Origin of the sequence: Dyella sp. C11 (genome assembly GCF_003121485.1) — a bacterium.
Taxonomy (GTDB): Bacteria; Pseudomonadota; Gammaproteobacteria; order Xanthomonadales; family Rhodanobacteraceae; genus Dyella.
The window spans coordinates 36897-60887 of record NZ_QAVX01000015.1; the positions used below are offsets into that span (position 1 = coordinate 36897).

Annotated in this window: 26 protein-coding genes; 7 read left to right on the forward strand and 19 right to left on the reverse strand. The window is 65.2% G+C overall.

Features of this window, described 5'->3' with window-relative positions:
• Positions 1-9 precede the first annotated feature (9 nt).
• Positions 10-732: a ComF family protein gene (locus DK366_RS14375; protein WP_109126247.1), complete on the forward strand. Its 723-nt coding sequence runs from the start codon at positions 10-12 to the stop codon at positions 730-732.
• A gap of 22 nt (positions 733-754) precedes the next feature.
• Here the strand turns inward: DK366_RS14375 and DK366_RS14380 are convergent, their stop codons facing one another.
• Complete coding sequence (locus tag DK366_RS14380) at positions 755-1282, reverse strand: DUF5615 family PIN-like protein (RefSeq protein WP_109126248.1); 528 nt, start codon at positions 1280-1282, stop codon at positions 755-757.
• A 207-nt stretch (positions 1283-1489) separates the two neighbouring features.
• Positions 1490-2107, reverse strand: a complete 618-nt coding sequence (locus DK366_RS14385) for a LuxR C-terminal-related transcriptional regulator (RefSeq protein WP_109126249.1) — start codon at positions 2105-2107, stop codon at positions 1490-1492.
• A 229-nt stretch (positions 2108-2336) separates the two neighbouring features.
• On the opposite strand from DK366_RS14385, the gene DK366_RS14390 reads away from it, so the two are divergent.
• Positions 2337-2687, forward strand: a complete 351-nt coding sequence (locus DK366_RS14390; RefSeq protein WP_109126250.1) for a carboxymuconolactone decarboxylase family protein — start codon at positions 2337-2339, stop codon at positions 2685-2687.
• On the opposite strand, the gene DK366_RS14395 is transcribed toward DK366_RS14390, so the two are convergent.
• On the reverse strand, positions 2663-3529 hold the full coding sequence (locus DK366_RS14395; RefSeq protein WP_198651562.1) for a hypothetical protein: 867 nt from the start codon (positions 3527-3529) through the stop codon (positions 2663-2665). The two genes, DK366_RS14390 and DK366_RS14395, sit on opposite strands and share 25 nt — an antisense overlap.
• Before the next feature lie 157 nt (positions 3530-3686).
• Between DK366_RS14395 and DK366_RS14400 the strand changes: the two genes are divergently transcribed.
• Together DK366_RS14400 and DK366_RS21260 are read left to right on the forward strand one after the other, a co-directional pair.
• The gene (locus DK366_RS14400) at positions 3687-4103 is read left to right on the forward strand and encodes a hypothetical protein (protein ID WP_109126251.1); all 417 of its coding nucleotides are present in this window, start codon (positions 3687-3689) and stop codon (positions 4101-4103) included.
• 1 nt (position 4104) lies between these two features.
• On the forward strand, positions 4105-4242 hold the full coding sequence (locus DK366_RS21260; protein WP_157956550.1) for a hypothetical protein: 138 nt from the start codon (positions 4105-4107) through the stop codon (positions 4240-4242).
• A gap of 6 nt (positions 4243-4248) precedes the next feature.
• Here the strand turns inward: DK366_RS21260 and DK366_RS14405 are convergent, their stop codons facing one another.
• The 4 genes from DK366_RS14405 to ubiA form a co-directional block, all read right to left on the reverse strand.
• On the reverse strand, positions 4249-5517 hold the full coding sequence (locus DK366_RS14405) for an RNA polymerase sigma factor (RefSeq protein ID WP_109126309.1): 1269 nt from the start codon (positions 5515-5517) through the stop codon (positions 4249-4251).
• Between the two features lie 64 nt (positions 5518-5581).
• The gene (locus DK366_RS14410) at positions 5582-6004 is read right to left on the reverse strand and encodes a glyoxalase/bleomycin resistance/extradiol dioxygenase family protein (protein WP_109126252.1); all 423 of its coding nucleotides are present in this window, start codon (positions 6002-6004) and stop codon (positions 5582-5584) included.
• Positions 6005-6024: 20 nt separating this feature from the next.
• Complete coding sequence (locus tag DK366_RS14415) at positions 6025-6453, reverse strand: YciI family protein (RefSeq protein WP_109126253.1); 429 nt, start codon at positions 6451-6453, stop codon at positions 6025-6027.
• 233 nt (positions 6454-6686) lie between these two features.
• Positions 6687-7712 carry a 4-hydroxybenzoate octaprenyltransferase gene (ubiA, locus tag DK366_RS14420; protein ID WP_232821059.1) on the reverse strand — a complete coding sequence of 342 codons (1026 nt, stop codon included), beginning with the start codon at positions 7710-7712 and terminating at the stop codon, positions 6687-6689.
• A 127-nt stretch (positions 7713-7839) separates the two neighbouring features.
• Here ubiA and DK366_RS14425 point away from each other — a divergent pair, with 127 nt between their 5' ends.
• Positions 7840-8196 carry a hypothetical protein gene (locus DK366_RS14425; RefSeq protein WP_109126254.1) on the forward strand — a complete coding sequence of 119 codons (357 nt, stop codon included), beginning with the start codon at positions 7840-7842 and terminating at the stop codon, positions 8194-8196.
• Positions 8197-8272: 76 nt separating this feature from the next.
• Here DK366_RS14425 and ilvA read toward each other — a convergent pair whose 3' ends face one another.
• The 12 genes from ilvA to DK366_RS14480 form a co-directional block, all read right to left on the reverse strand.
• Complete coding sequence (gene ilvA, locus DK366_RS14430; protein ID WP_109126255.1) at positions 8273-9835, reverse strand: threonine ammonia-lyase, biosynthetic; 1563 nt, start codon at positions 9833-9835, stop codon at positions 8273-8275.
• Positions 9832-10074: an acetolactate synthase small subunit gene (gene ilvN / locus DK366_RS14435; RefSeq protein ID WP_109126256.1), complete on the reverse strand. Its 243-nt coding sequence runs from the start codon at positions 10072-10074 to the stop codon at positions 9832-9834. Before ilvN ends, ilvA begins: the two co-directional genes overlap by 4 nt.
• Before the next feature lie 137 nt (positions 10075-10211).
• On the reverse strand, positions 10212-12092 hold the full coding sequence (gene ilvB / locus DK366_RS14440; protein ID WP_109126257.1) for a biosynthetic-type acetolactate synthase large subunit: 1881 nt from the start codon (positions 12090-12092) through the stop codon (positions 10212-10214).
• A gap of 275 nt (positions 12093-12367) precedes the next feature.
• A complete protein-coding gene (gene ilvC / locus DK366_RS14445; protein WP_109126258.1) occupies positions 12368-13381 on the reverse strand; it encodes a ketol-acid reductoisomerase in 1014 nt (337 codons plus the stop codon).
• Complete coding sequence (gene ilvD, locus DK366_RS14450) at positions 13378-15099, reverse strand: dihydroxy-acid dehydratase (RefSeq protein ID WP_109126259.1); 1722 nt, start codon at positions 15097-15099, stop codon at positions 13378-13380. Before ilvD ends, ilvC begins: the two co-directional genes overlap by 4 nt.
• 195 nt (positions 15100-15294) lie before the next feature.
• Positions 15295-16392, reverse strand: a complete 1098-nt coding sequence (gene leuB / locus DK366_RS14455) for a 3-isopropylmalate dehydrogenase (RefSeq protein WP_109126260.1) — start codon at positions 16390-16392, stop codon at positions 15295-15297.
• Positions 16389-17030 (reverse strand): 3-isopropylmalate dehydratase small subunit, encoded by a 642-nt coding sequence (leuD, locus tag DK366_RS14460; protein ID WP_109126311.1) that lies wholly within the window; start codon positions 17028-17030, stop codon positions 16389-16391. Before leuD ends, leuB begins: the two co-directional genes overlap by 4 nt.
• Before the next feature lie 190 nt (positions 17031-17220).
• Positions 17221-18633: a 3-isopropylmalate dehydratase large subunit gene (gene leuC / locus DK366_RS14465; protein ID WP_109126261.1), complete on the reverse strand. Its 1413-nt coding sequence runs from the start codon at positions 18631-18633 to the stop codon at positions 17221-17223.
• Positions 18630-19634: a branched-chain amino acid transaminase gene (locus tag DK366_RS14470; protein ID WP_109126262.1), complete on the reverse strand. Its 1005-nt coding sequence runs from the start codon at positions 19632-19634 to the stop codon at positions 18630-18632. The genes leuC and DK366_RS14470 overlap by 4 nt, the downstream gene beginning before the upstream one ends.
• A 16-nt stretch (positions 19635-19650) precedes the next feature.
• On the reverse strand, positions 19651-21243 hold the full coding sequence (locus tag DK366_RS14475) for a 2-isopropylmalate synthase (protein ID WP_109126263.1): 1593 nt from the start codon (positions 21241-21243) through the stop codon (positions 19651-19653).
• Positions 21244-21358: 115 nt separating this feature from the next.
• Entirely contained in the window at positions 21359-21496 is a 138-nt protein-coding gene (locus DK366_RS21265; RefSeq protein WP_157956551.1) for a hypothetical protein, read from the reverse strand.
• A 146-nt stretch (positions 21497-21642) separates the two neighbouring features.
• Positions 21643-22260, reverse strand: a complete 618-nt coding sequence (locus DK366_RS14480; protein ID WP_198651563.1) for a TetR/AcrR family transcriptional regulator — start codon at positions 22258-22260, stop codon at positions 21643-21645.
• A 262-nt stretch (positions 22261-22522) separates the two neighbouring features.
• On the opposite strand from DK366_RS14480, the gene DK366_RS14485 reads away from it, so the two are divergent.
• Positions 22523-23092 carry a hydrolase gene (locus DK366_RS14485; RefSeq protein ID WP_109126265.1) on the forward strand — a complete coding sequence of 190 codons (570 nt, stop codon included), beginning with the start codon at positions 22523-22525 and terminating at the stop codon, positions 23090-23092.
• Positions 23093-23199: 107 nt separating this feature from the next.
• The gene (locus DK366_RS14490; protein WP_232821060.1) at positions 23200-23991 is read left to right on the forward strand and encodes a prolyl oligopeptidase family serine peptidase; all 792 of its coding nucleotides are present in this window, start codon (positions 23200-23202) and stop codon (positions 23989-23991) included.

Consider the following 23991-nt stretch of genomic DNA (forward strand, 5'->3'; position numbering starts at 1 on the left):
GCACCGCGCATGGATGCGCCCGCCTTCTTGCGACCCCTGGCAGGGGCGCTGCAACGTTTCGTGCTTCCGTTCCGCTGCCTGCTTTGTGGAGCAGCGGGCGACGAAGGACGGGATCTGTGCCGCGATTGCGCCCACGAGCTGCCACGCAACCGCATCTGCTGTGCACGATGCGCCTTGCCTCTGCCCGAGCCGGCGGCGCAGTGCGGCCAATGCCAGCGACGGGCGCCGCCGTGGGATGCCGCCTGGGTGCCGTTCCGCTATGCGTGGCCGCTGGATCGCCTGGAATCGCGTTTCAAGTTCAGCGCCGATCTGGCCTCGGGTCGCGTGTTGTCGGCGCTATGGTTGCGCGAGCCGCCGCCGTCTGCGCTGCCAGCGTGCATCGTGCCGGTGCCCCTGCATGCCGGGCGCCTGCGCGAGCGCGGCTATAACCAGGTCGCCGAGCTGGCGAAAGCGCTGTCGCGCCACTTTGGCGTGCGCTGGGACATGAGTGCGCTGACACGCGTGCGCGCCACCTCGGCCCAGACCGAACTCGGTGCACCGGGGCGCCGTCGCAACGTGCGCGGTGCATTCATGGCAGACAGCCGAGAGAGCTGGCCCGCGCATGTGGCCCTGCTCGACGACGTGATGACAACGGGTGCCACCCTTGCCGAATGCACGCGGCAGCTGAAACGCGCCGGCGTGCAGCGCGTGGATGTCTGGGCGCTGGCGCGGGCGCCGCGGCCGGGAGGCTAGGCTTCTCTCGGACGCGGAACGGCTACGTGCCGTAGCCCGGTTCCCCGTCGCAGCCGTCGTCCACCCATTCCTGCATCTTGCCCCGCCACAGGCGGCGGTTGCGCTGCAGCTGCGTGCCGTCCGCGCGCTGGTGGTGTTCGGTCCAGCTGTTGCACGTGGCTTCCACCCGGCTGGTGGCGGCGAATCGCTTGCTTCCCAGCACCGGTGCCAGGCATCGCATGGCGCGGCGCATGTCGTTCAGCGAGCCGCTGCCGAAATGAAACACGAAGATGGCCGGCCCGTGTTGCGGCGGAAATCGGTGGGAGTCGAGAAATCCCGGGTTGCAGGTGAGCAGCGACAGCTTGCGGTCGAAGGCATACGCCGCATGGGCGTCGTCCGTTTGGCCAACCAGGCCTGTATCCGACGAAGTGCGCACCTGGGCGCCAGCCGAGCGCAGCAATTCGACGGCGCGCGGGGGAAACGAGGCATCCACGAGAAAGCACGCGCGGCTTTCCATGCTGCCTTCGTCAGGCAGGCTGCGATTGCTGGAGCCTTCCAGTTCCCGCCACATGAGCTGCACGACTCCGTTGGATCAGGGACGCGGCAGGCCACCTTGTATGGCTCGGTGGCGACGTGGAATGTCGAGCGCTGTCATGCCAGGCAGCCATCGCCACTCGCGGCATGAATTGCGCGGAATACGAGATTCCCCGTGGCTTTTCTATCGGTCCCCTGCGCGGCGGGCAATAGGACCTTTGGGGCATACCCGGTTGCGACGGCGTCAGCGGGGGCTGCGCGCCTCGATGGCGATGCGGATGGCGTCCGCGCTGCTGTGGGCGCCAAGACGCTTGAGCAGGCTGGCGCGGTGCATCTTCACGGTCTTTTCCTCGATGCCCAGCAACTCGCCGATCTGCTTGTTGCGCAGGCCGCGCGACATGTGTTCGAGCACCTGTTTTTGCCGTGGCGTCAGGCTGTCCACCAGGGCGGAAGCATGGGAAATGCGCAGGGTCTGCGCGCGTTCGGGCGCGTCGGTCACGTCCATCTGCGAGCCGATGAAATATTCGATGGAACCGTCGGCACCGAACAGCGGCGCGATCATCACCGCATTGCGGAACAGCGTGCCGTCCTTGCGGTAATTGCTGAGCACCATCAGCACCGGTTTCCCTTTCGCAATGGCGTCGCGCAACAGGGAGCGTTGCTCGGGCTCAGTGCCGTTGCCCTGCAAAAAACGGCAGTTACGGCCCAGAACTTCACGTTCCCCGTAACCCGTGAGCGCGCAGAACGCAGCGTTCACGCACACGATGGGGTTATCCGGCAAACGCGGATTGGTCACGATGGTCGCGAGGGGAGACAGGCCGATGGATGTGAACAGGGCGCCTTCAAAACCAGGTTGATGCATCGTTTCTTTCCTCAGTCACCTTCTGCGCATACGCGTCAGATTCGAACAGAACACGTCGTTCATACCAAGCCCGACCTTGGCAGGGCGCGGCAGCAGTCACTGTCCTGCAAAAGATGGGCCGTCGGGCCTCGAACCATCGTGGTATTCACGTTGATGCGGCATGAAGCGCAGCATCGAAGGGTCGTGCCTGGACAGGGGCGGGTGCGATCCCATCATCAGGAGACGCCCCATGCTGAACTGGCCTGAATACCGCAAGCAGCTGATGAATCGCATCGGCATGATCGGCAAGCTGAGCCCGGATACTGTCGCTGGATATCAGACGCTGAGCAATGCCGGAAGCAAGACCGGTCACCTGAACGCGAAGACGCGTGAACTCATTTCGCTCGCGGTAGCGGTAACAACGCGCTGCGATGGTTGCATCACCGTGCACACGGCCGAAGCGCTGAAGCAGGGGGCCACGCACGAGGAAATCGCCGAAGCACTTGGCGTGGCCGTGGCGATGAATGCTGGCGCGGCGCTGGTTTACTCGGCACGCGTGCTCGATGCCGTGCACGCCTATGAATCAACCGCTCCCGCATAACGCGTCGCGCGATACGAATCGCCCACCACCCAGGCGCCGCACGCGATGGCCGCGGAAATCACCAGTGCCGTCCACGCGGTGCGGTCGCTTGGGTTCGCCGCGATGGCGGGCCCCCAGACGAGCAAGGTGATGATCCACAACATGGCCGCCTCCAGTCGCGCAGCGAGCGGTGCCAGGACACCGAACAGCACCGCCAGACAGGCGACGATGCTGCACGCGCCCGTGAAATACACCCAACCCAGGCGGAACGGCAGCCACGCCGGCACCAGCGCTTCGGTCTGTGCGCTGTAGAAGAAGTGCGCCAAACCGATCATGGGCAACGACAACGCGAACAGCACGCGCGCCGCACGCACGCCGTGAAGGCCGGTAACGCGGCGAAGCCAGTCGTTCCGTTCACCGATGTGAAGAGCAGACAGCACCCAGGCGCCAGCGAGCATCACCGCAATCTCGCCAAACCCAAGCCACGTGGCCTCCATTGTCGGCACCACCACGACGGCAGGCAGTTTCAACAGCACCACCCATGCCAGCAGGAAAACCGTAAGCAGCGCAGATGCCGCCTTCGCCCATGCCCTCAACAGCAGGCCCACGCCGCAGGCAAGCTCGATCAGCGCGAAGACATAGGCAATGGCCGTGGCGCCCGGCATGTGCTCGATGGGCAGATGCTGCCAGACCAGGGCGACGTCGCCGTAGATGAAACCGAGCACGCCCAGGCCGATCATGCAGAGTGCGAAAAACTGCTGCGAAATGCGGGTCTGCGGCAGCGCGAAAGCGTCGATGGTGCTGCGTGATCCGATATCACCGTCAGCCAGTACGGCCGACGATGCGTGGTGCGAACGTTCCATGCCTTGCTCCTTCACGATGGACGGACAGGGGAACAACGGTTCTTTGCAACGTGGCGGCCTGACCCGCGAGACGATGCGTGCGGTGGGCATGCCGGCCATTTAAACGGCTGGCTGGTCGTGGTGCAATCGCACTCGCCAAGAGCCGCAAGGAGCGCCCATGTATCGCCCACGACCCATCGTGAATCTGCCGCGCGACACCGACCCCGACGGCATCAAGGTGTACGCCATTTCGGCGCCGGGAAAAGCGGTGGATGTCTCGCATTACCTGCCACGCCTGCAGGCCATGAAGCAGGTGCGGCCGATAGCGTGGCGCAGCACGCCGGCGTTTGCGATCTTCCACGAGGGTGCCAATGCTCGCTATCTCGTGCTTGGCTGGTGGGGCAACGACAACGAGATGTTCATCGCGGTGGCTGCGGAAGATGCCTCCGGCTGGGTCGAGGACATGTCGCGCTACTCGTTCTGCCTGTGGGACATGGAAGTGATGTGGTACGAGCGCAACGCCTTCGTCGAGTGCATGTACGGTGTGGTGCCCAGCCTGGATGCGTATCGCGCCAGCATGCTGTGCAAGTCCTGACATGAACAGGGCATGGTGGGCCGCCAGGGGCATCGCGCGACTGGTGTTCGTGGTGCTGGTGAGCCTGCTGCTGGCGGGCCTTGGCTATCTCGCCATACTTGCCGTGATCATGCAGTTCCCGCCGCACGCCATCCGCTGACGCCATTCACGCGCGGCTGCTGTCTACGGCGCGGCGCAACAGCAGTTCGCGCTCGCGTTCGTTGCGCGTCATGGCGGCGGCACGCTCGAATTCCTCGCGCGCCTCGCCATGACGCCCCAACCTGACCAGCAGCTCGCCGCGCACGCTGGGCAACAGGTGATAGTGACGGAGCAGAGGCTCTTCACGAAGTTCGTCCACCAGCGACAAACCCACGTCCGGGCCAAAGGCTTGCGCATGCGCCACGGCGCGGTTGAGCGCCACCACCGGCGATGGCATGCGTCGGGCCAGCGTGTCGTAAAGCGCGGCGATGCGTGGCCAGTCGGTTTCCTGTGCCGTGTGGGCGCGTGCGTGGCAGGCGGCAATGGCGGCCTGCAACGTATACGGTCGTTCGCCTCCGCCCAGTTGCTCCGCGCGTTGCAACGACGCAAGCCCGCGACGTATCAGCAACTGGTCCCATCGTGCGCGGTTCTGGTCGTTCAACAGGATCGGCTCGCCATTCGGCCCTTGCCGTGCCGCGGTGCGCGACGCCTGGATTTCCATCAGCGCTACTAGACCATGCACTTCCGGTTCGGCCGGTGCGAGCCCCGCGAGCACCCGGCCCAGGCGCATCGCCTCGTCGCACAGTTGCGGACGCATCCAGTCGCGGCCGGACGTGGCGGCGTATCCTTCGTTGAAGATCAGGTAGACGACTTCGAGCACCGACGCCAGGCGCACCGACAACTCGTCGCCACGCGGCACTTCGAATGGCACCCTGGCGTCGCTGAGCGCACGCTTCGCACGCACGATGCGTTGCGCGACGGTGGGCTCCGGCACCAGGAAGGCGCGCGCAATCTCCACCGTGGTCAGGCCACCCAGCAGGCGCAGCGTGAGCGCCACGCGCGCCTCGGTGGACAACACCGGATGGCATGCCGTGAATATCAGGCTGAGCAGATCGTCACCGACCGGATTATCGAGCATGGCATCCGGGTCTCCCACGGATTGTTCAAGCTGATCCTCGATCTCGCGCGTGAGCTGGTCTTCCTTGCGTCGATGCAGGGCGTGGCGGCGCATCTGGTCAATCGCCCGATGCTTGGCCGTGGTCATCAGCCACGCACCGGGATTGCGCGGCACACCCGTCTGCGGCCATTGCTCCAGCGCCGTGACCAGCGCGTCCTGGGCCAGCTCTTCCGCCAGGCCCACGTCGCGCACGATGCGGGCAAGCCCGGCGATCAGTCGCGGCGCCTCGATGCGCCAGACCGCGTCAATGGTGCGATGGATGTGGTCGGTGGCCGTCATGGCCGTCGATGACAACACCACGCCCGATGCCGCGCAAGTTCATGCGCAGCACCGCCGCGTTGCCTCACGGAGGCGACATCACCATCCAGTGCACGCCAAAGCGGTCGCGCAACATGCCGAAGCTGGAGGCGAAGAACGTCTTCGACAGCGGCATGGCCACCGATCCACCGTCTTCCAGCAGCGCGTTGAAGTGTTTGGTCGCCTCGGCGTCATCCTTGGCGTTGAGCACCAGCGAAAAGCCGCGGAAATCCGGCTGGCCACCGCATTCGCCATCGGAAGCATTCACCAGTGACTCGCCGACCTTGAACGACGCATGCATGATCTTTTCACCGTTCGGCGGACGAGGGCCGGCGGCCTGGTCGCCCGGCTGTTCGGGATTGTCCTTGAAGCGGATCAGCGTTTGCACCTGCGCGTTCACGGCCTTGCCGTAGAAGGCGAGGGCCTCCTCGCAGCGGCCATCGAAGAAGAGATAAGCCTGGACAAGCATGTCGCGGTCTCCCGTGATGTTCAGTGGTGTTCGCCCAACGTGGCCCGCTGCTGTGCTTCCTGTTCGCGCAGCTCCGGCGTGAACTGCTCGCCGAAATCGTCGGCGTCGAACACGCGGCGAATCTCGATCTCCGAAGCCCCTTCCTCGAAGGGATTGGGGCAGCGCTTCATCCATTCGATGGCCTCTTCCAGCGAGCCCACCTGCAACAGCCAGAATCCGGCGATGAGTTCCTTGGTTTCGGCAAATGGTCCATCAATGACGGTGCGCGTGTCGCCTTCGTAGCGGATGCGTGCGCCGTTGCTGCTGGGGTGCAGGCCTTCGCCGGCCAGCATCACGCCGGCCTTCACCAGCTCTTCGTTGAAGCGGAGCATGTCGGTGAGCATCTTCTCGCTCGGCATCTCGCCGGCCTCGGAAGCCCGCGTGGCGCGGACCATGGCTACGAATCGCATGGGTATCACTCCTTGTCGGTGTCGTGGGCCGTAGAAAGGCGGCCTTCATGCACACGACGAACGACCTTGCCGGGAATCGACAGGGTAGCGGAGGGAATTTCTACGCGACGTGGAAAACCCGTCTTTATGTAGGAGCGCACTGGTGCGCGACCGGTTCCTGCCAGGTCGTACTAGCCGAAGGCGAGTGGTCGCGCACAAGTGCGCTCCTACAAAGGGGATGCCGTGTTTGGGCTTTACCTGAACGCCAACGCCAGCACGATGCCGATCCACACCGCCATGCCCAGCCAGTTGTTGTTGCGGAAGGCCCACAGGCAGGCGGCGCGGTCGTGCGTGCGAATGCGCCACAGCTGCCACCCGAACAGGCCGGCAGCGGCCAGCAGGCTCAGCCAGTAGGGCCAGCCCAGCGAGGCGCGCTGGCCCACGAACAGCATGGCCAGCAGGAACGTGGCCATCAGAATGCCCAGGATCGGCAGATCGGCATCGCCAAACAGGATGGCCGTGGACTTGGCGCCCGCCTTGATGTCCTCGTCGCGGTCCACCAGCGCGTATTGGGTGTCGTAAACCACCGACCAGATGATGTTGGCGATGAACAGCAACCAGCCCACCGGCGGCACGGTGTTCATCACCGCGGCGAACGCCATGGGGATGGACCAGCCGAACGCCGCGCCCAGCACCACCTGCGGCAGATGCGTGTAGCGCTTGGTGAACGGGTAGATGGCGGCCAGGGCGGCGCCCGCGAACGACATCTCGATGGTCAGCTTGTTGGTGAACAGCACCAGGATGAACGAGAACACCAGCAGGCTGGCAAACACGATCAGCGCCTCGCGCGGCGTCACGCGCCCGGCGGCGATGGGTCGGCCCGCGGTGCGCTCCACTTGCGGGTCCAGCTTGCGGTCGGCGTAATCGTTGATGGCGCAGCCGGCAGCACGCATGGAAAACACGCCCAGTGTAAAGATCACCAGCATCTTCACCGGCGGGAAGTCCGATGCCGCCAGCCACAGCGCCCACCACGTCGGCCACAGCAACAGCAGCGCGCCGATGGGGCGATCCATGCGGGTCAGCACCAGGTAGTCGCGCGCCTTGCTGCGATAGGCCTCGGGCAGCTTCTGCAGCAGCCAGTCCAGCACTCGCGTGGCGCGCGTGGAACTGTCCGCCGGCTGCGCCGTGCGCGCGGTTTTCGGCGCCACGCCGGGGCGCGGACGCGGGGCACTGGTGGTCGGCAGGTTGCGCCGCTGGCGCTTGCGTGAAGTGGGAGCCATTTGCCCAGTTTAACGTGGGCCATCGTCATGGGTGGCGTGACGGATGACCTGTTTCCCCTGCGCGCCGTGTCGCAACACCGTCACAAAGGGGCCTAAACTCGCGGTCTACCCGCATGGAATCACGCCGATGCCCAAGGCCCTCAGTCACATCGCCCTGATCGTCGCCCACCCCACCCGCACCGCACACCTGCTCACGGGCGTGTTCGACGACGCGCGTATCGTGCAGGAAGAAGACCCGGACCACGCGCACCCCGAGGTCATCGTCTCCGTGGGTGGCCTGGAGTTCGCCCTGATCCGCGGGCAGGGGCCGGTGTCACGCAATGGCGATCACATCGCCTTCGCGGTGACCAAGCAGGAACAGCTCGAATGCGCGCGCCGCATGGACGAGCTGGCGCTGGATTACCAGATGGCCCGCGAAGACACGGCGCTGTATTTCAGCGATTACGACAACCATGTGTTCGAGCTGGAAGTGATGGAATCGTAGACCGCTGTCGCGCACAAGTGCGCTCCTACAAGGTCTCGTTTCTGTAGGAGCGCACTTGTGCGCGACGGGACTCGCCTTACCGCAGCAACAAGCGATACGCCGGATTCTCGCTCTCATCCCGGAACGGATAACCCAGCGTATCCAGGAAGGCCTGGAACAACGCCCGCTCATCCGCCGGCACCTGGATACCGACAAGAATCCGCCCGTAATCCGCACCCTGGTTGCGGTAGTGGAACAGGCTGATGTTCCAGTCCGGATGCATGTGGCCCAGGAAGCGCGTCAGCGCACCGGGCCGCTCCGGAAACTCGAAGCGGTAGAGCAGCTCGTCGCAAGCCAGTGGTGAGCTGCCGCCGATCATGTGGCGCAGGTGCAACTTGGCCAGTTCGTCGTCGGTGAGGTCGAGCACGCCAAAGCCATGGGCGCGGAAGGCGTCGATCAACGTCTGGCGTTCGTCCCGGTGCGTGGTCTGCACGCCCACGAAGATGTGCGCTTCGCTGGCGCTGCCGATGCGGTAGTTGAATTCAGTGATGCTGCGCTGATCGAGCGCCGCGCAAAAACGCCGGAAGCTGCCGCGCTCCTCGGGAATGGTGACCGCGAACACCGCCTCGCGCTGCTCACCCACTTCGGCACGCTCGGCCACAAACCGCAGCCGGTCGAAATTGAGATTGGCGCCGGACACCACCGCCACCATCGGCTGCGCCGACGCATCATGCGTTGCGATGTACTGCTTGAGACCCGCCAGCGCGAGCGCGCCTGCCGGCTCGGGCACGCTGCGCGTCTCGTGGAATACATCGCGAATGGCTGCACAGATGGCGTCGGTATCCACGCGCACCATGCCATCGGCGTAGCGCTGGCACAGATCGAAGGTCAGGTCGCCCACGCGTTTCACCGCGGTGCCGTCGGCAAACAGGCCCACTTCGGACAGTGTCACCGGCGCGCCGGCATCCAGCGATTGCGCCATGGCATCGGAATCGCAGGTCTGCACGCCGATGACCTTGATCTCGGGGCGCAGCGCTTTCACGTAGGCGGCGATGCCTGCCAGCAGGCCGCCGCCACCCACCGGTACGAAGATGGCATGCAGCGGTCCGGGATGCTGGCGCAGGATCTCCATGCCCACCGTCGCCTGGCCGGCGATAACAGCCGCATCGTCGAAGGGGTGCACAAAGGTGTAGCCGTGTTCGGCCTGCAGCCGGGCCGCTGTTGCCTGGGCGTCGCTGTACGAATCGCCGGCCAGCACCACTTCCACGTGCGTACCGCCAAAGCGGCGCACGGCATCTACTTTCACCTGCGGCGCCGTTACGGGCATCACGATTACCGCACGAACGCCAAGCCGGGCTGCCGCAAGGGCAACACCCTGCGCGTGGTTGCCTGCGGAAGCGGCAATGACGCCGCGCGCGCGTTCGGCTTCGCCAAGCTGTGCCATGCGGTTGTAAGCGCCGCGGAGCTTGAACGAGAACACCGGCTGCTGGTCTTCCCGCTTGAGCAACACGGGTTGCCCGAGTCGCGCGGAAAGCAACGGTGCTGCTTCGAGCGAGGTCTCGCGTGCGACGTCATAGACACGCGCACCCACGGTCATGCGCAGCAGGTCATGTCCGCTTGGCGATGCGTCCGACACGCTGCGGGCAGCAAGAGCGTTCATGGCAGGGCGGCGGGATGGGTCACGTCGATCACGTCCACCAGCTTGCGGGTCTGCTTGATGATCTGCTCCACCGTATCATCCGCACCTTCCATCACCAGCGTGAGCTGCGAGACGGCGGGATCTTCCGTGGCGGCCACGGTGAGCGAGTCGATGTTGCAGTGACGTGCGGCGAACATGCCGGCGACGCGCATCAAGGCGCCGGATTCGTTTTGCAGAAGAATGGAAAGCGTGTGTTTCATGGCCACTCCGTAGTCCCTACCTATCCGTCATTCCGGCGCAGGCCGGAATCCAGTCGCGACCACCTGACACCATCGGCACTGGATCCCGGCCTTCGCCGGGATGACGAGCTTTGAACTCTCCACGGGGATGGCGAGCGTCAGAACATGTCGCTCGTCGCATCTCCCGACGTTTCCTGCGCCACGCGCGAGGGAATGAAATCCCCCGTGATCATCTGCGCATACGTCGAACCCGGCCCCACCATGGGATACACGCCGGCATCCGGATCGATCATCACTTCGAGGAACGCCGGACCATCGAAGGCAAGAAAATCGGCGATGGTGTCCGCGAGCTTGGCCTTGTCTTCCAGCCGCTGGGCCCACTCGAAGCCATCGGCCTGCGCGGCCTTGATGAAATCCTTCTTGTGCAGGCTCTTGTCCGACGAGGCAAACCGCCCGCGGAAGAACAGCTTCTGCCATTGGCGCACCATGCCGTCGCCAATGTTGTTGAGCACCACCACCTTCACGGGCAAGTGATAGGTGGTGACGGTTTCCAGCTCGCCGAGATTCATGCGGATACTGGCATCGCCATCGATGTCGATGACCACCGCATCGCGCCGCGCGAACTGCGCGCCAATGGCCGCCGGCAAGCCGAAACCCATGGTTCCCATGGAGCCGGAGGTGAGCCAATGGCGCGGTTCGCGGAAATCGAAATATTGCGCAGCCCACATCTGGTGCTGGCCGACGCCGGTGCTGATCACCGCGCGACCTTGCGTGTGCTGGTTGATGGCTTCGATCACCGCCTGCGGCTGGATCAGCGTACTGTCGCGATCGTAATTCAGGCCGTGGTCGCGCTTGAGCGCGGCGATATGGGCATGCCAGTTCGCGTAACGGCCTTCCGCTGAGAAATTCAGTCCGTGACGCAGGCCGTACTGGTGCAGCCGCGACAAGGTGGCGTCGAGATCGCCGTGATGATGCCAGTGCACGGACTTCACCTTGCCGATCTCGGCAGGGTCGATGTCGATCTGCGCGATGAAGCGTGCGTGCGGCGCGAACTTGTCGGGCACGCTGGCCACGCGATCATCGAAGCGCGCGCCCAGTGCCAGCAGGAAGTCGCAATCTTCCACGGCATAGTTGGCGTGCGCCGTACCGTGCATGCCCAGCATGTGCAGCGCGAGCGGCTCGGTGGTGTCCATCGCGCCGATACCCATCAGCGTGGTGGTCACCGGCAGCCCGAATTGCTTGACGAAAGCGCGCAGCGTGGCAGAGGCCTCGCCCGCGATGATGCCGCCGCCCGCATAGATCAGCGGACGCCTGGCCTTGGCCAGCGCGTCGAAGAAAGCTGCGCATTGCGCGTCGTCCACGCGAGCGTTCTGGATGGCGTGCTGGCGCGCGCGATAACCGGGGATCGGCAGCGTGCCTTCGCCGGCAAACGTGAGTGCGCTGTTCTGCACGTCCTTGGGGATGTCGACCACGACAGGGCCGGGTCGTCCGCTGCGGGCGATTTCGAACGCGGTGCGCAACGTCTCTTCCAGCCGCGACGGATCAGTGAGCAGGAACACGTGCTTGGCGCACGGGCTCATGATGTTGCTGACCGGCGCTTCCTGAAACGCGTCGCTGCCCAGCGCCGCGGTGGGCACCTGGCCGCAGATGACCACCATGGGCACGGAATCGGACATCGCGTCGCGCACCGGCGTCACCATGTTGGTGGCGCCCGGACCGGAGGTAACGATGGCCACGCCCACTTTGCCGGACGCACGCGCGTAACCGGCGGCCATGAAGCCCGCACCCTGCTCGTTGGCGGGCACGATCAGCGGCATCGGCTCGCCGCCCAAGGGCGACAGATGTGTCGCGTTGAAACGGAAAACCGCGTCATACACGGGCAGGATCGCGCCGCCCGAATAACCGAACAGCACATCGACGCCTTCATCGGCCAATACCTGCACCACCACTTCTGCGCCGCTCATGGACTGGCCGGCGAGAGGGTGTGTCGTCAGTGGCGTGGGCACGTCACGATCTTCGATGGCGCGGTGCAGAGGCATATTCACGGTGATCGGCTTTCCCGGTGCATCGCCGAAACGTCGGCGAGCGGCATGTCGGTTGGAAAATCCCCTCCCCTGAAAACCAGGGGAGGGCCAGGGAGGGGTAATGCGTGCGGGATGAGCACCCCTCGAGTCGAGCAAAAACGTTTGATGCTTGCGAAACCTTTCCTGCTCGTCATCCCTGCGAAAGCAGGGATCCAGTGCCTTTTGTGATCCAGCCTGCACGTTGAAAGACACTGGATTCCTGCTTTCGCAGGAATGACGAGCCAAAATACTTAACCCACTTTCTTCAACGGCTCGGCAGCAGCCTTCGGCGCATTCGCCTGCAGCCACGGCATGCGCTCGCGCAGCTTCGCGCCGACCTGTTCCACCGGATGCTCCAGGTCCGCCTGCTTGAACTTCTTGTAGTTCGGCAGGCCGGCTTCGTATTCGGCAATCCAGTTCTTGGCGAAGGTGCCGTCCTGGATGTCCTTGAGCACGCCCTTCATGCGCTCCTTGGTGGCCGCATCGATGATGCGCGGGCCGCTGACGTAGTCGCCGTACTGCGCGGTCTCGGAGATGAACTCCAGCATGCGGGTGATGCCGCCTTCGTAGAACAGGTCCACGATCAGCTTCAGTTCGTGCAGCACTTCGTAGTACGCGATTTCCGGCTGGTAACCGGCTTCCACCAGCGTTTCGAAGCCGGCCTGTACCAGCGAGCTGGCGCCACCGCACAGCACGGCCTGTTCGCCGAACAGATCGGTCTCGGTCTCTTCCTTGAAGTCGGTCTTGATCAGCAGCGCGCGACCGCCGCCGATACCGTCGGCATACGCCTTGGCCTTGGCTTCGGCGTTGCCGCTGACGTCCTGGTGCACGGCCCAGATGCTGGGCACGCCACGACCGATTTCATACTCGCGACGCACCAGCGCGCCCGGACCCTTGGGCGCCACCAGCACCACGTCGATGTCCGTGCGCGGCTCGATCCGCTTGAAGTGCACGTTGAAGCCGTGCGCGAACAGCAGCGCAGCACCGGGCTTGATGTTCGGCTCGATGCTTTCCTTGTACAGCTTGGCCTGCACCATGTCGGGCGTGAGCACGGCGACCAGGTCGGCGTCCTTCACCGCATCGCCCGGTTCGGCGACGTTGAAGCCTTCGGCGCGGGCTTTCTCCCACGAGGGGCCACCCTTGCGCAGGCCGACGACGACGTCGAGACCGGAGTCGCGCAGGTTGAGTGCGTGGGCGCGGCCCTGGCTGCCAAAGCCCAGGACGGCGATGCGGGCGTTGGCCAGCGTGTCGTTGTTGTTGCTCATGCGGTGACTCCTGCGTTCGTGTCTTCGTTGACGTGTGTGGAAGCGTGGGATGCGGATGTACTGCGTGCTGCAATGGGTTGCGTGGTGGCACCTTCGGAAGCGGAGCCCACCAGGGAGACGTACTTGGCCAGCGCGCCGCGCGTGACCTTGGGTGCTGGCGGCTGCCAGGCGGCGCGACGCGGGGCGAGGTCGGCGGTGGTGCTGATCTCGCGCGTGTCGGCATCGATGCGGATGCGGTCGCCTTCGTGCAACAGGCCGATGGGGCCGCCACGTGCGGCTTCGGGTGCGATATGGCCCACCATGTAGCCGTGCGTGGCGCCGGAGAAACGGCCGTCGGTAATCAACGCGACGTCGTCGCCCAGGCCGCGGCCGATCAGTGCGGCGGTGACGCCCAGCATTTCGCGCATGCCCGGGCCACCGGCCGGACCTTCGTTGCGGATGACGATGACGTCACCCTTCTCGATGGTCCCACCCTGCACGGCGGCGAAGGCCTGCTCCTCGCTTTCGAACACGCGCGCACGGCCTTCGAAATGGCTGGCGCCCTTGCCGGCGAGCTTGAGGATGCAGCCTTCCGGCGCGAGGTTGCCGTAGAGGATGGAGTAGCCACCACGCGGCTTCAGCGGCTGCGAGATCGGATGCACGACATCCTGGTGTTCCGCACGGGGTGCGGCGGCAGCTTCATCGAACAGGCTGCGGCCGGTGACGGTCGGCGTGTCGGTGAGCATGTCGGCGGCGATCAATTCCTGCGCCACGCGCGCGCTGCCACCGGCGCCGAACATTTCCACGGCGGTGTAACGGCCACCGGGCAGAAGATCGGCAATCACGGGCGTGTGCCTGGAAGCCGGTTCGAAATCCTCCAGCGTCCAGCGCGTGCCCGCTTCGCGCGCGATGGCGAGCAGATGCAACACCGCGTTGGTAGAACCCGCCGTGGCGGCGACCATGCGCGCGGCGTTGCGGAATGCGGTTTCGCTCAGCAGCTCGCGCGGCGTGCGGTTCTCCCTGAAGCACTCCATCACCAGCTCGCCACAGCGACGTGCGGCGGCGGCCTTGGCCGGATGCGTGGCGGGAATGTCGTTGAAACCCATCGGCGACAAGCCGAGCGTGGTCAGCACCATCGCCATGGTGTTGGCGGTGAACTGGCCGCCGCAGGCACCTGCGCCCGGGCAGGCATCGCGTTCCACGGAGGTGAGTTCGTCATCGCCGATCTTGCCCGCGCCATGCGCGCCGACGGCTTCGAACACCTGCTGGATGGTGATGGGGTGGTTGTCGTGCGTGCCGTGCGCAATCGTGCCGCCGTACAGCGCCACGCTCGGGATATTGAGTCGCGCCATCGCCATCGCGGCGGCGGGAATGGTCTTGTCGCAGCCGCACAGCACCACCATCGCATCCAGGCAGTGACCGTCCACGGCCAGCTCGATGGAGTCGGTGATCACTTCGCGACTGATCAGCGACGCGCGCATGCCGGGCGTGCCCATGGCAATGCCGTCGGTCACTGCGATGGTGTTGAATTCCACCGGCGTGCCGCCGGCGGCGCGAATGCCTTCGGCCACGTGCTCGGCGAGCTCACGCAGGTTGAGGTTGCACGGGCTCACGTTCGACCACGTGTGCACCACGGCCACGAGCGGCTTGGCGATGGCTTCGTCGTCCATGCCGGTGGCGCGCAGCATGGCGCGTGCCGGTGCGCGGTCGGGGCCGGTCTTGATCAGGTCACTGCGCATGCGTGGGTTCCGGTGAAGAAGTGAACATGAAACTTGCGGACGCTTTCAAAGACACCGTCATCCCCGCGTAGGCGGGGATCCAGCGTCTTTCGGACCGCGCAAAGGCACTGGATGACCAGCCATACGGCTGTTGGAAAAGCGCCTCCCGCCTACGCGGGAATGACGTTGCAGGAGAGGCTGAGGGTGTGGCTGGACTCAACCGCATGCGCGCCCCCAGCGAAGAAAAGCCGCCGCGTTGCAGGCGTGTTCGTCGACGGCGGCAAGCACCGCTTCCAGCACGTCCTTGGTACCTGCGCTGCCACCGATGTCGCGTGTGTGCGGGCCGCGCTCCAGCACTTCGGCCACGGCTGCTTCCACGGTGCTGGCTTCTTCTTCCAGGCCCAGCGAATGACGCAACAGCATGGCGGCGGAAAGAATGGCGCCGATGGGATTGGCCACGCCCTGGCCAGCGATATCCGGCGCGGAACCGTGGATGGGTTCGTACAGGCCACCCTTGCCTTCACCCAGCGACGCTGACGGCAGCAGGCCCAGCGAACCGGCGAGCGCGGCGGCTTCGTCGGTGAGGATGTCGCCGAACAGGTTTTCGGTGACCACCACGTCGTACTTGCCCGGCTGCGTCAGCAGCAGCATGGCCATGGAATCGACCAGCTGGTGCTCCAGCTTCACGTCCGGATATTCGGCCGCGATGCGCTGCACCGTGGTGCGCCACAGGCGCGACGTTTCCAGCACGTTGGCCTTGTCGACCGACGTGACGTGCTTGCGGCGCTCGCGTGCGAGTTCGAAGGCACGACGCGTGACGCGTTCCACTTCGGCAACGGTGTACTTGCACTCGTCGATGGCGGTGTCGATGGTGCGCGTCTTCGCGCCGAAGTAGGCGCCTCCGGTGAGTTCGCGCACGAACAGCACGTCGACGTTCTTCAGCTTCTCGTTCTTCAGCGGCGACAGCGAGGCCAGCGCCGGATGCACTTGCAGCGGACGCAGGTTGGCGTAGACGCCGAGTGCCGCGCGCAGTGCCAGCAGGCCCTGTTCGGGGCGCACCGGCGCGTTCGGATCGGACCACTTCGGACCGCCTACTGCGCCAAGCAGTACCGCATCGGCGGCCTTGCACGCTTCCAGCGAGGCTTTTGGCAACGGTTCGCCAGTGGCATCGATGGCGCAACCGCCGATCTGATGTTCTTCGAAGTGGAAGTGATGATCGTAATGCGCAGCGACCGCATCGAGCACGGCCACGGCCGCAGCAGTGACTTCCGGGCCGACGCCGTCGCCGGGCAGGGTGACGATATGCGCTCTCATAGGGTGACTCCGGCGGTGCGAGGCTCTTGTTGAGGAGTGCGGCCATGGATGGCCGCTTCTTGACCTTCGCGTTCATGGATGAACGCATCAATCAATGGCATGTGTTGCTGGAGATAACCCAGCTGGTCGACGCCGTTGAGCAGGCAGTGACGGGCAAACGGTTCGAGCTGGAAGCGGATGTGGCCGCCGTCAGGCAGGGCGATCACCTGTTCCTTCACGTCGATGGACAGCTCAATGCCCGGGTGTTCGATCAGCCAGCGGTGCTCGGCTTCATCCAGCACGATGGCGAGCAGGCCGTTCTTCAGCGCGTTGTTGCGGAAGATGTCCGCGATCTCGCTGCACAGCACCGCCTGGATGCCGTAATCAAGCAGGGCCCACGGCGCGTGCTCGCGCGAGGAACCGCAACCGAAATTGCGACCGGCGACCAGGATGTGGCATCCACGCGCCTGCGGCTGGTTGAGCGGGAACGCCGGGGTGTCGCTGCCGTCGGCCTGGTAGCGCCAGTCGTTGAAGCACAGCTTGCCCAGGCCAGCGCGCTCGGTAGTGGTAAGGAAGCGCGCCGGGATGATGCGGTCGGTGTCGATGTTCTCGTCCGGCAGCACGGCAGTGCGGGAGTGGAGGCGGGTGATGGGGCGCAGTAACGAACCTCCGAAGGACAACACGATGCGAAGCGCTTAACTCCCTCTCCCCTCCGGGGAGAGGGTTGGGGTCAGGGGCGGGTGCTTGCGGGCACGCCTATCGAAGCGTCGCTTGAAGAAGCAGTGAGGCCAGCGTGGGCCCGCTCCGGAGGCCCCGACCCGGCGCGGACCGGCAGTACACCCTAGGGCTTCATGCCGGCCCCAGCTCCCTGGTCTCACGCCGGGCGGCGATGCGACCCGCCACGGCAGAGGCTGCCGCCGTCGCCGGACTCGCCAGCACCGTGCGCGCCCCCTTGCCTTGGCGTCCTTCGAAATTGCGATTCGAGGTGCTCACCACCAGCTGCCCCGGCTGCGCGAAATCGCCATTCATCGCGATGCACATCGAGCAACCCGGCTCGCGCCACTCGGCACCGGCAGCCTTGAACACGTGATGCAGGCCTTCGCTCTCCGCGTCGCGACGCACCGCTTCGGAGCCTGGCACCACCAGCATGCGCACGCCATCGGCGACGCGACGACCGCGCAGCACATGCGCCGCCTCGCGCAGATCCGACAGTCGCGAATTAGTGCAGCTGCCGACGAACACCACGTCCACCGGCGTGCCCTGCATGGGCTTGCCCGCTTCGGCCTTCATGTAGTCGAGCGCGCGCTTTTCCTGCGGATTGCGTGCGGCCGGTACCGGCTTGTCCATGGCGATTGCCATGCCCGGATGCGTGCCGTAGGTGACGGTGGGGCGGATCTTGCCAGCGTCGATGCGTACTTCGCGGTCGTACTCGGCGCCGTCGTCCGTGCGCAAGGATTTCCAGCGTGAAACGGCTTCATCCCATGCCTCGCCCTGCGGTGCGCGCGGACGACCCTTCAACCACGCGAAGGTGGTTTCGTCCGGCGCGATCAAGCCAGCGCGTGCGCCGGCTTCGATCGACATGTTGCACACCGTCATGCGCTCTTCCATCGACAGCTGTTCGATGGCCTTGCCGCGATATTCGATGACGTAGCCAGTGCCGCCGTCCACGCCGATCTCGCCGATGATGTGCAGGATCAGATCCTTGGCGCCCACGCCAGCAGGCAGGTCGCCATCGACATGGATCGCCAGCGTCTTGGCCTTGCGCTGGAGCAGGCACTGCGTGGCCATCACATGGCCCACTTCCGTGGTGCCGATGCCGAACGCCAGTGCGCCGAACGCGCCGTGTGTGGAGGTATGGCTGTCGCCGCACACGATCGTCATGCCAGGCTGCGTCGCGCCCAGTTCGGGGCCGAACACATGGACGATGCCGCGGTCGCTGCTGTTCCAGCCATGCAGTTCCACGCCAAACTCTCTGCAGTTGGTTTCCAGCTGCGAGACCTGCGCTTTCGCCTCGGCGTTGGCGTAGGGACGCTCGCCATCGGTGCCCGGCGGCAGCGTGGGGGTGGAGTGGTCCAGCGTGGCCAGCATGCGATCCGGGCGACGCAGCTTCAGGCCGCGTTCGCGCAGCTCGCTGAAGGCCTGCGGCGAGGTGACTTCGTGCACCAGGTGCAGATCGATATAGAGAATCGCCGGCGTGTCGATGGATTCCGCAGCAACGACGTGGGCATCCCACACTTTCTCGAACAGGGTCTTGGCGGTCATGCCGTGGCTCCCAACGAAGCAGGCTGCTGGTGAGGAGTGCGGCCATGGATGGCCGCTTTTTGATCTTCGTGGTCAGGGATGACCACATCGGATACGGGCGTGAGCCAGCCCCACTGGTCAGTGGTGGTGCCATCAAACAAGCCGAAGACCGCCTTCTGCAGCGCGCGGGTGACATCGCCCGGACGACCCGCGCCCACCTGCTTGCGATCCACCGCGCGCACCGGCGTGATTTCCGCCGCGGTGCCGGTCATGAAGATTTCGTCGGCGGTGTACAGCGCTTCGCGCGGCAGGTCGCGTTCTTCCACCGCCATACCGAGCTCGCCAGCGAGCGTGATGACGGATTCGCGCGTGATGCCAGCCAGGATGCCCGCGCTCGTCGGCGGCGTGAGCAGCTTGCCGTTCTTCACCAGGAACAGGGTTTCGCCGGCGCCTTCGCTCAGCAGGCCGTTGTGGCCCAGCGCGATGCCTTCGGCGTAGCCGCCGCGACGCGCTTCAAGCGCGATCAGCTGGCTGCTGAGGTAGTTGCCGCCGGCCTTGGCCCAGCTGGGAATGGTGTTGGGTGCGGGGCGATGCCACGAGGACACGCACACGTCGGCGCCGTGCTCGATCGCATCGCCGAGATAAGCGCCCCATTCCAGCGCCATGATGGCCACGTCCACCGGCGAATCCGTTTTCGGCAGCACGCCCAGGCCACCCGCGCCGCGGAACACGATGGGACGCACGTAGGCGGACTTCATGCGGTTGGCGCGGATCACTTCGTGACAGGCGGCGTTGATCTCGTCTTCGGTGTAGCCGACGTCGATCTCGTAGACGCGCGCGGATTCGAACAGGCGGCGCGTGTGGTCGGCGAGGCGGAAATAGGCGGGGCCCTGCGGCGTGGCGTAGACGCGTTCGCCTTCGAAGACCGAGGAACCGTAGTGCAGCGCGTGGGTGCTGACGTGGACCGTGGCCTCGGTCCAGGGTTTGATCTGGCCGTTGTGCCAGAGGAATGGCGTGGTCATTACATAACTCCTTGGATCACAGGCTCGCGACCGCAGCCCGTTGTTGCACGGGTTGTTGTCGTTCGATGCGGTTGACGATGGCGAGCGCGGCATGCGCGGTCGCTTCGATGATGTCGGTGGAGATGCCCTGGCCACGCCAGTCGCGCTCGGCATGGCGCGCGGTGAGGTTGGCCTGGCCTTGCGCGTCGCCGCCCTCGCTCACGGCGCGCACCTGGAACTGCGTGACATCCAGCGTGGTGCCGGTGGCGCGTTCGATGGCGCGCAGCACGGCGTCCACCGGGCCATCGCCAATGGCGGCTTCGCCCACTTCGTGGCCGTTGTCGTGCGTCAATTTCACCGATGCGGACGCGCTGCCGCCCAGGTGCGAATTGGTGTTGAGCTGCACGATGCGCCAGGGGCCGGTCGCTTCCGGGTCCATGCCCAGCGCGATGGCTTCCAGGTCTTCGTCATGCACTTCACGCTTCTTGTCGGCCAGCACCTTGAAGCGGGTGAAGATGCTGTCCATCGCGGCGTCGTCCACCTCGTGGCCCAGGCCCTGCAGGCGCTGGCGCAACGCGTGGCGGCCGGAATGCTTGCCCAGCACCAGGCGCGTTTCGCCCATGCCGACATCCTGCGGACGCATGATTTCGTAGGTGCCGCGATGCTTGAGCATGCCGTGCTGGTGAATGCCGGACTCGTGCGCGAACGCGTTCTCGCCGACCACGGCCTTGTTGCGCGCCACGGATTGCCCCGTGAGCTGCGTCAGCAGGCGCGAAGCGGGATAGAGCTTGCGTGCATCGATGCCGGTGTCGACGCCGAAGTAAGCACCGCGCACTCGCAGCGCCATGACGATTTCTTCCATCGACGCATTGCCGGCGCGTTCGCCGATACCGTTGATGGTGCATTCCACCTGACGCGCGCCAGCGGCCACACCGGCGAGGCTGTTGGCCACCGCCATGCCCAGGTCGTCATGGCAGTGCGTGGAGAAGATCACCTTGTCGGCGCCGCGCACATGCTGGCGCAGGTAGGTGATGCGTTCGGCCATTTCCACCGGTGTGGTGTAGCCCACGGTGTCCGGCACGTTCAGCGTGGTGGCGCCCGCGGCAACGGCGGCGCTGAATACTTCGACCAGGAACTCCGGTTCGGTACGCATGGCGTCTTCGGCGGAGAACTCCACCTCGTGCGCCAGCTTTCTCGCCCGTTCGATGGCGGCGCAGGCCGTATCGATCACCTGCTGTTTGCTCATGTTGAGCTTGTGCTCGCGATGCAGAGGGCTGGTGGAGAGGAACAGGTGCAGGCGCGAATGACGCGCCGGCTCCAGCGCGCGGCCGCAGGCGTCGATGTCGCCATCGTTGCAGCGGGCGAGGCCGCACACCGTCGGGCCGCGCAACACGCGGGCGATTTCGTTGACCGAGGCGAAATCATCCGGCGAAGCGCTGGGGAATCCCGCCTCGATGATGTCCACGCCGAGCGCTTCCAGCGCATGCGCCATGCGGAGTTTCGCGCGGCGATCCATCGAAAAGCCGGGCGCCTGCTCGCCGTCGCGCAGGGTGGTGTCGAAAATGCGCACGCGTTCGGCGGCTACGTCGCCCACGTCGCTGCTCTCGTTGCTGGATTGATCGGGGGTCATCTTTGGCTCCATTGGCACGCGCCGTTGGGGCAACAAAAAACCCCGCATCCGTTTCCGGGTGCGGGGTTTTGAGTTGGGTATCTAGGTTGGTTTTGCTTTACCTGGACACACGCCCTCAGCCCGCACCTCCGTTGGTAATAAGGAGTACGAGTACAAGGGCAAGAAGGAGGTTGTTGCGAAGGCGCAGCACGCCGACGTTGGTCGGGGGACCAATGGGTTCGGCGATGCGATCGTGGCTGTTGCGCTGCGACATGCAGACGAACCTAACGGCCCGTCCGACAGGTTGTCAACAGTTTCTTTTGAAAATGTTTAAATCGTGTGTCGAACCACGCATTCGGACGTCCAGATGGCTGGACGTCTTACGCGCGCACAACACGCACGCGCACGGCGTAGCGACGATCAGCGCGAAGAGAGTGCGCCGAGATACAGCGAAAGTGCCTGTTGCAGCTGGTTTTGAGCGGATTTACGCAGGGTGGCCGGTTGCTCGCTGTCGAGCGCGACTGCTGCTTTCATGAACTGCTGAACCACCATCGCTGCGGGGCGCAGTTCGCCAGCCGCGATGCCGGGCGCGTGAATCGCTACGATCTGGCTCAAGTAATCGCGCATGCGCTGGCGAATGGTGCGACCCAGCATGGATGGCAGCGACGGCGCCATCTCGGCCAGCACGGCGAAGGCCGGATGCTGTTTGCGGTAATCGACGAATGTGCGCACCAGCTTTGCCGCAAGTTCTTCCGTGGTCCAGTCCGGTGTCTGCGCCACCAGGCGTTCCATGCGCTCGTTCAGGCCGTTGGCGAGATTGGTGATCAATGCCTCGGCCAGCGCTTCCTTGGTGGGGAAAAACTGGTACAGCGAACCGATGGAAGCCTCCGCGCGGGCGGCGATCTCGGTCATGGTGGTGGCGTCGTAACCTTTTTCGACAAAGCAGTCGGAGGCGGCCGAAAGCAGCGCCGCCACGCGTTCGTGGCCACGGCGACGGCTGGGCGCGCGGGCGCCCGGGGTTGTGTTTTGTGAGGCCACCCTCATAAACTCCAATGTGAGGTTACCCTCATATATTAGAGGTTTTCCGGACGACGTTGGGCGGTGCTTCGACCGGCCATCTTGCCTCACCGTCATTCCCGCGAAAGCGGGAATCCAGCGACTTTTTCCGGCGTCCCTGCGCGTTGAAAGACACTGGATTCCCGCTTTCGCGGGAATGACGATGAGGGGAATACCCGTCGCACAACGCCTGACCGCACGGCCCATCCCTACGTTTTCAACCCCGCACTCGTGGAGCTTCCCCATGGAAAAGCTAGATCCCCGCACCACCGCTCTTGTCCTGATCGACCTGCAGAAGGGCATCGCTCCCTTTGCTGGCGGCCCGCACACCAGCGCCGAGGTGAACGAGCGCGCCGGCCGCCTCGCCGCCCGTTTCCGTGAACTGAAGGCGCCGGTGGTACTGGTGCGCGTGGGCTGGTCGAAGGATGCCGGCGACATGCTGCATCCGGTGACCGACGAGACGCCGCGCAACTTCACGCTGCCCGACAACTGGATGGAGTACGCCGACGAGCTCAACGTGACCGATGGCGACATCCATATCGTCAAGCGCCAGTGGGGCGCGTTCCATGGCACCGAGCTGGAACTGCAGCTGCGCCGTCGTGGCATCACGCAGATCGTGCTGGGCGGCGTGTCCACCAACATTGGCGTGGAATCGACCGCGCGCAACGCCTTCGAGCTGGGCTTCAACCAGGTGCTGGTGGAAGACGCCATGAGCTCCAGCGACGCCGATCACCACCGCTTTGCCGTGGAAAACATCTTCCCGCGCCTGGGCCGCGTGCGCTCGACCGAGCAGGTGCTTGCCGCGCTGGCCTGAAGAGGCTTCGACGAAAAAGTGGGGCGGGCGTTCAGCGGCCCGCCTCGCTTGGTTCGCGGCTGCAAAGGCCGTTACTCTCCGGCGAACGGACAAGCGGGAGAGCGAACATGGTGATGAAGCGCGCGGGTTGGTTGGCGGCCGTGATGCTGCTGGGCATGGTCTCGGCATCGCATGCGTCCGACGCACACTTCGTCGCCAGCGAGGTGACGGTGAACGGTCACCGCTATCCCTTCCAGGTGTTCGTGCCCCGCGACTGGACGGCGAATCGTTCGTGGCCGGTGGTGCTGTTCCTGCATGGCAGCGGCGAGCGGGGCAACGACAACGAAGCCCAGCTCAAGCAAGGCCTGCCGCCGTGGCTCGACAAGCATGGCGCGGATTTCCCCGCGGTCGTGGTGGCCCCGCAGGCACCGGACGACACGGTGTGGAGCGGCGAGGTGGAACGCGCTGCCGTGGCCGCGCTCGAAAAGAGCATCGCCACCTACCACGGCGATCGTTCGCGGCTTTACCTCACCGGCCTCTCGATGGGCGGCTACGGTGTGTGGCAGGTCGCGGTGGACCATCCGGGCATGTTTGCCGCCGCTGCGCCCATTTGCGGCGGCATTGTCGGGCTGGACGACATGCCGGAGCTGAAGGTTTACGGTGTGCCCAAGGGTGCCGACCCGTACGCCTGGGTGGCCAGCAAGGTGAAGCCCACGCCGGTGTGGATCTTCCATGGCGCTTTGGACGACCAGGTGCCTCCGGCCGATTCGCGCGCGATGAACAAGGCGCTCACCGCTTCCGGCGACGAAGTGCGTTACACGGAATTTCCGGGTGTGAACCACGGTTCCTGGGTGCCCACTTACGATTCGCCGGAGCTCTGGCCCTGGATGTTTTCGCACACGAAGGACGGCGCAGGCTGA

What these genes read in the sequence shown, in the direction of transcription:
- DK366_RS14375 (WP_109126247.1), top strand. Translation starts at nt 10, where the DNA reads ATGGATGCGCCCGCCTTCTTGCGACCCCTGGCAGGGGCGCTGCAACGT.
- DK366_RS14380 (WP_109126248.1), bottom strand. Translation starts at nt 1,282, where the DNA reads ATGTGGCGGGAACTGGAAGGCTCCAGCAATCGCAGCCTGCCTGACGAA.
- DK366_RS14385 (WP_109126249.1), bottom strand. Translation starts at nt 2,107, where the DNA reads ATGCATCAACCTGGTTTTGAAGGCGCCCTGTTCACATCCATCGGCCTG.
- DK366_RS14390 (WP_109126250.1), top strand. Translation starts at nt 2,337, where the DNA reads ATGCTGAACTGGCCTGAATACCGCAAGCAGCTGATGAATCGCATCGGC.
- DK366_RS14395 (WP_198651562.1), bottom strand. Translation starts at nt 3,529, where the DNA reads ATGGAACGTTCGCACCACGCATCGTCGGCCGTACTGGCTGACGGTGAT.
- DK366_RS14400 (WP_109126251.1), top strand. Translation starts at nt 3,687, where the DNA reads ATGTATCGCCCACGACCCATCGTGAATCTGCCGCGCGACACCGACCCC.
- DK366_RS21260 (WP_157956550.1), top strand. Translation starts at nt 4,105, where the DNA reads ATGAACAGGGCATGGTGGGCCGCCAGGGGCATCGCGCGACTGGTGTTC.
- DK366_RS14405 (WP_109126309.1), bottom strand. Translation starts at nt 5,517, where the DNA reads ATGACGGCCACCGACCACATCCATCGCACCATTGACGCGGTCTGGCGC.
- DK366_RS14410 (WP_109126252.1), bottom strand. Translation starts at nt 6,004, where the DNA reads ATGCTTGTCCAGGCTTATCTCTTCTTCGATGGCCGCTGCGAGGAGGCC.
- DK366_RS14415 (WP_109126253.1), bottom strand. Translation starts at nt 6,453, where the DNA reads ATGCGATTCGTAGCCATGGTCCGCGCCACGCGGGCTTCCGAGGCCGGC.
- ubiA (WP_232821059.1), bottom strand. Translation starts at nt 7,712, where the DNA reads ATGGCTCCCACTTCACGCAAGCGCCAGCGGCGCAACCTGCCGACCACC.
- DK366_RS14425 (WP_109126254.1), top strand. Translation starts at nt 7,840, where the DNA reads ATGCCCAAGGCCCTCAGTCACATCGCCCTGATCGTCGCCCACCCCACC.
- ilvA (WP_109126255.1), bottom strand. Translation starts at nt 9,835, where the DNA reads ATGAACGCTCTTGCTGCCCGCAGCGTGTCGGACGCATCGCCAAGCGGA.
- ilvN (WP_109126256.1), bottom strand. Translation starts at nt 10,074, where the DNA reads ATGAAACACACGCTTTCCATTCTTCTGCAAAACGAATCCGGCGCCTTG.
- ilvB (WP_109126257.1), bottom strand. Translation starts at nt 12,092, where the DNA reads ATGCCTCTGCACCGCGCCATCGAAGATCGTGACGTGCCCACGCCACTG.
- ilvC (WP_109126258.1), bottom strand. Translation starts at nt 13,381, where the DNA reads ATGAGCAACAACAACGACACGCTGGCCAACGCCCGCATCGCCGTCCTG.
- ilvD (WP_109126259.1), bottom strand. Translation starts at nt 15,099, where the DNA reads ATGCGCAGTGACCTGATCAAGACCGGCCCCGACCGCGCACCGGCACGC.
- leuB (WP_109126260.1), bottom strand. Translation starts at nt 16,392, where the DNA reads ATGAGAGCGCATATCGTCACCCTGCCCGGCGACGGCGTCGGCCCGGAA.
- leuC (WP_109126261.1), bottom strand. Translation starts at nt 18,633, where the DNA reads ATGACCGCCAAGACCCTGTTCGAGAAAGTGTGGGATGCCCACGTCGTT.
- DK366_RS14470 (WP_109126262.1), bottom strand. Translation starts at nt 19,634, where the DNA reads ATGACCACGCCATTCCTCTGGCACAACGGCCAGATCAAACCCTGGACC.
- DK366_RS14475 (WP_109126263.1), bottom strand. Translation starts at nt 21,243, where the DNA reads ATGACCCCCGATCAATCCAGCAACGAGAGCAGCGACGTGGGCGACGTA.
- DK366_RS21265 (WP_157956551.1), bottom strand. Translation starts at nt 21,496, where the DNA reads ATGTCGCAGCGCAACAGCCACGATCGCATCGCCGAACCCATTGGTCCC.
- DK366_RS14485 (WP_109126265.1), top strand. Translation starts at nt 22,523, where the DNA reads ATGGAAAAGCTAGATCCCCGCACCACCGCTCTTGTCCTGATCGACCTG.
- DK366_RS14490 (WP_232821060.1), top strand. Translation starts at nt 23,200, where the DNA reads ATGGTGATGAAGCGCGCGGGTTGGTTGGCGGCCGTGATGCTGCTGGGC.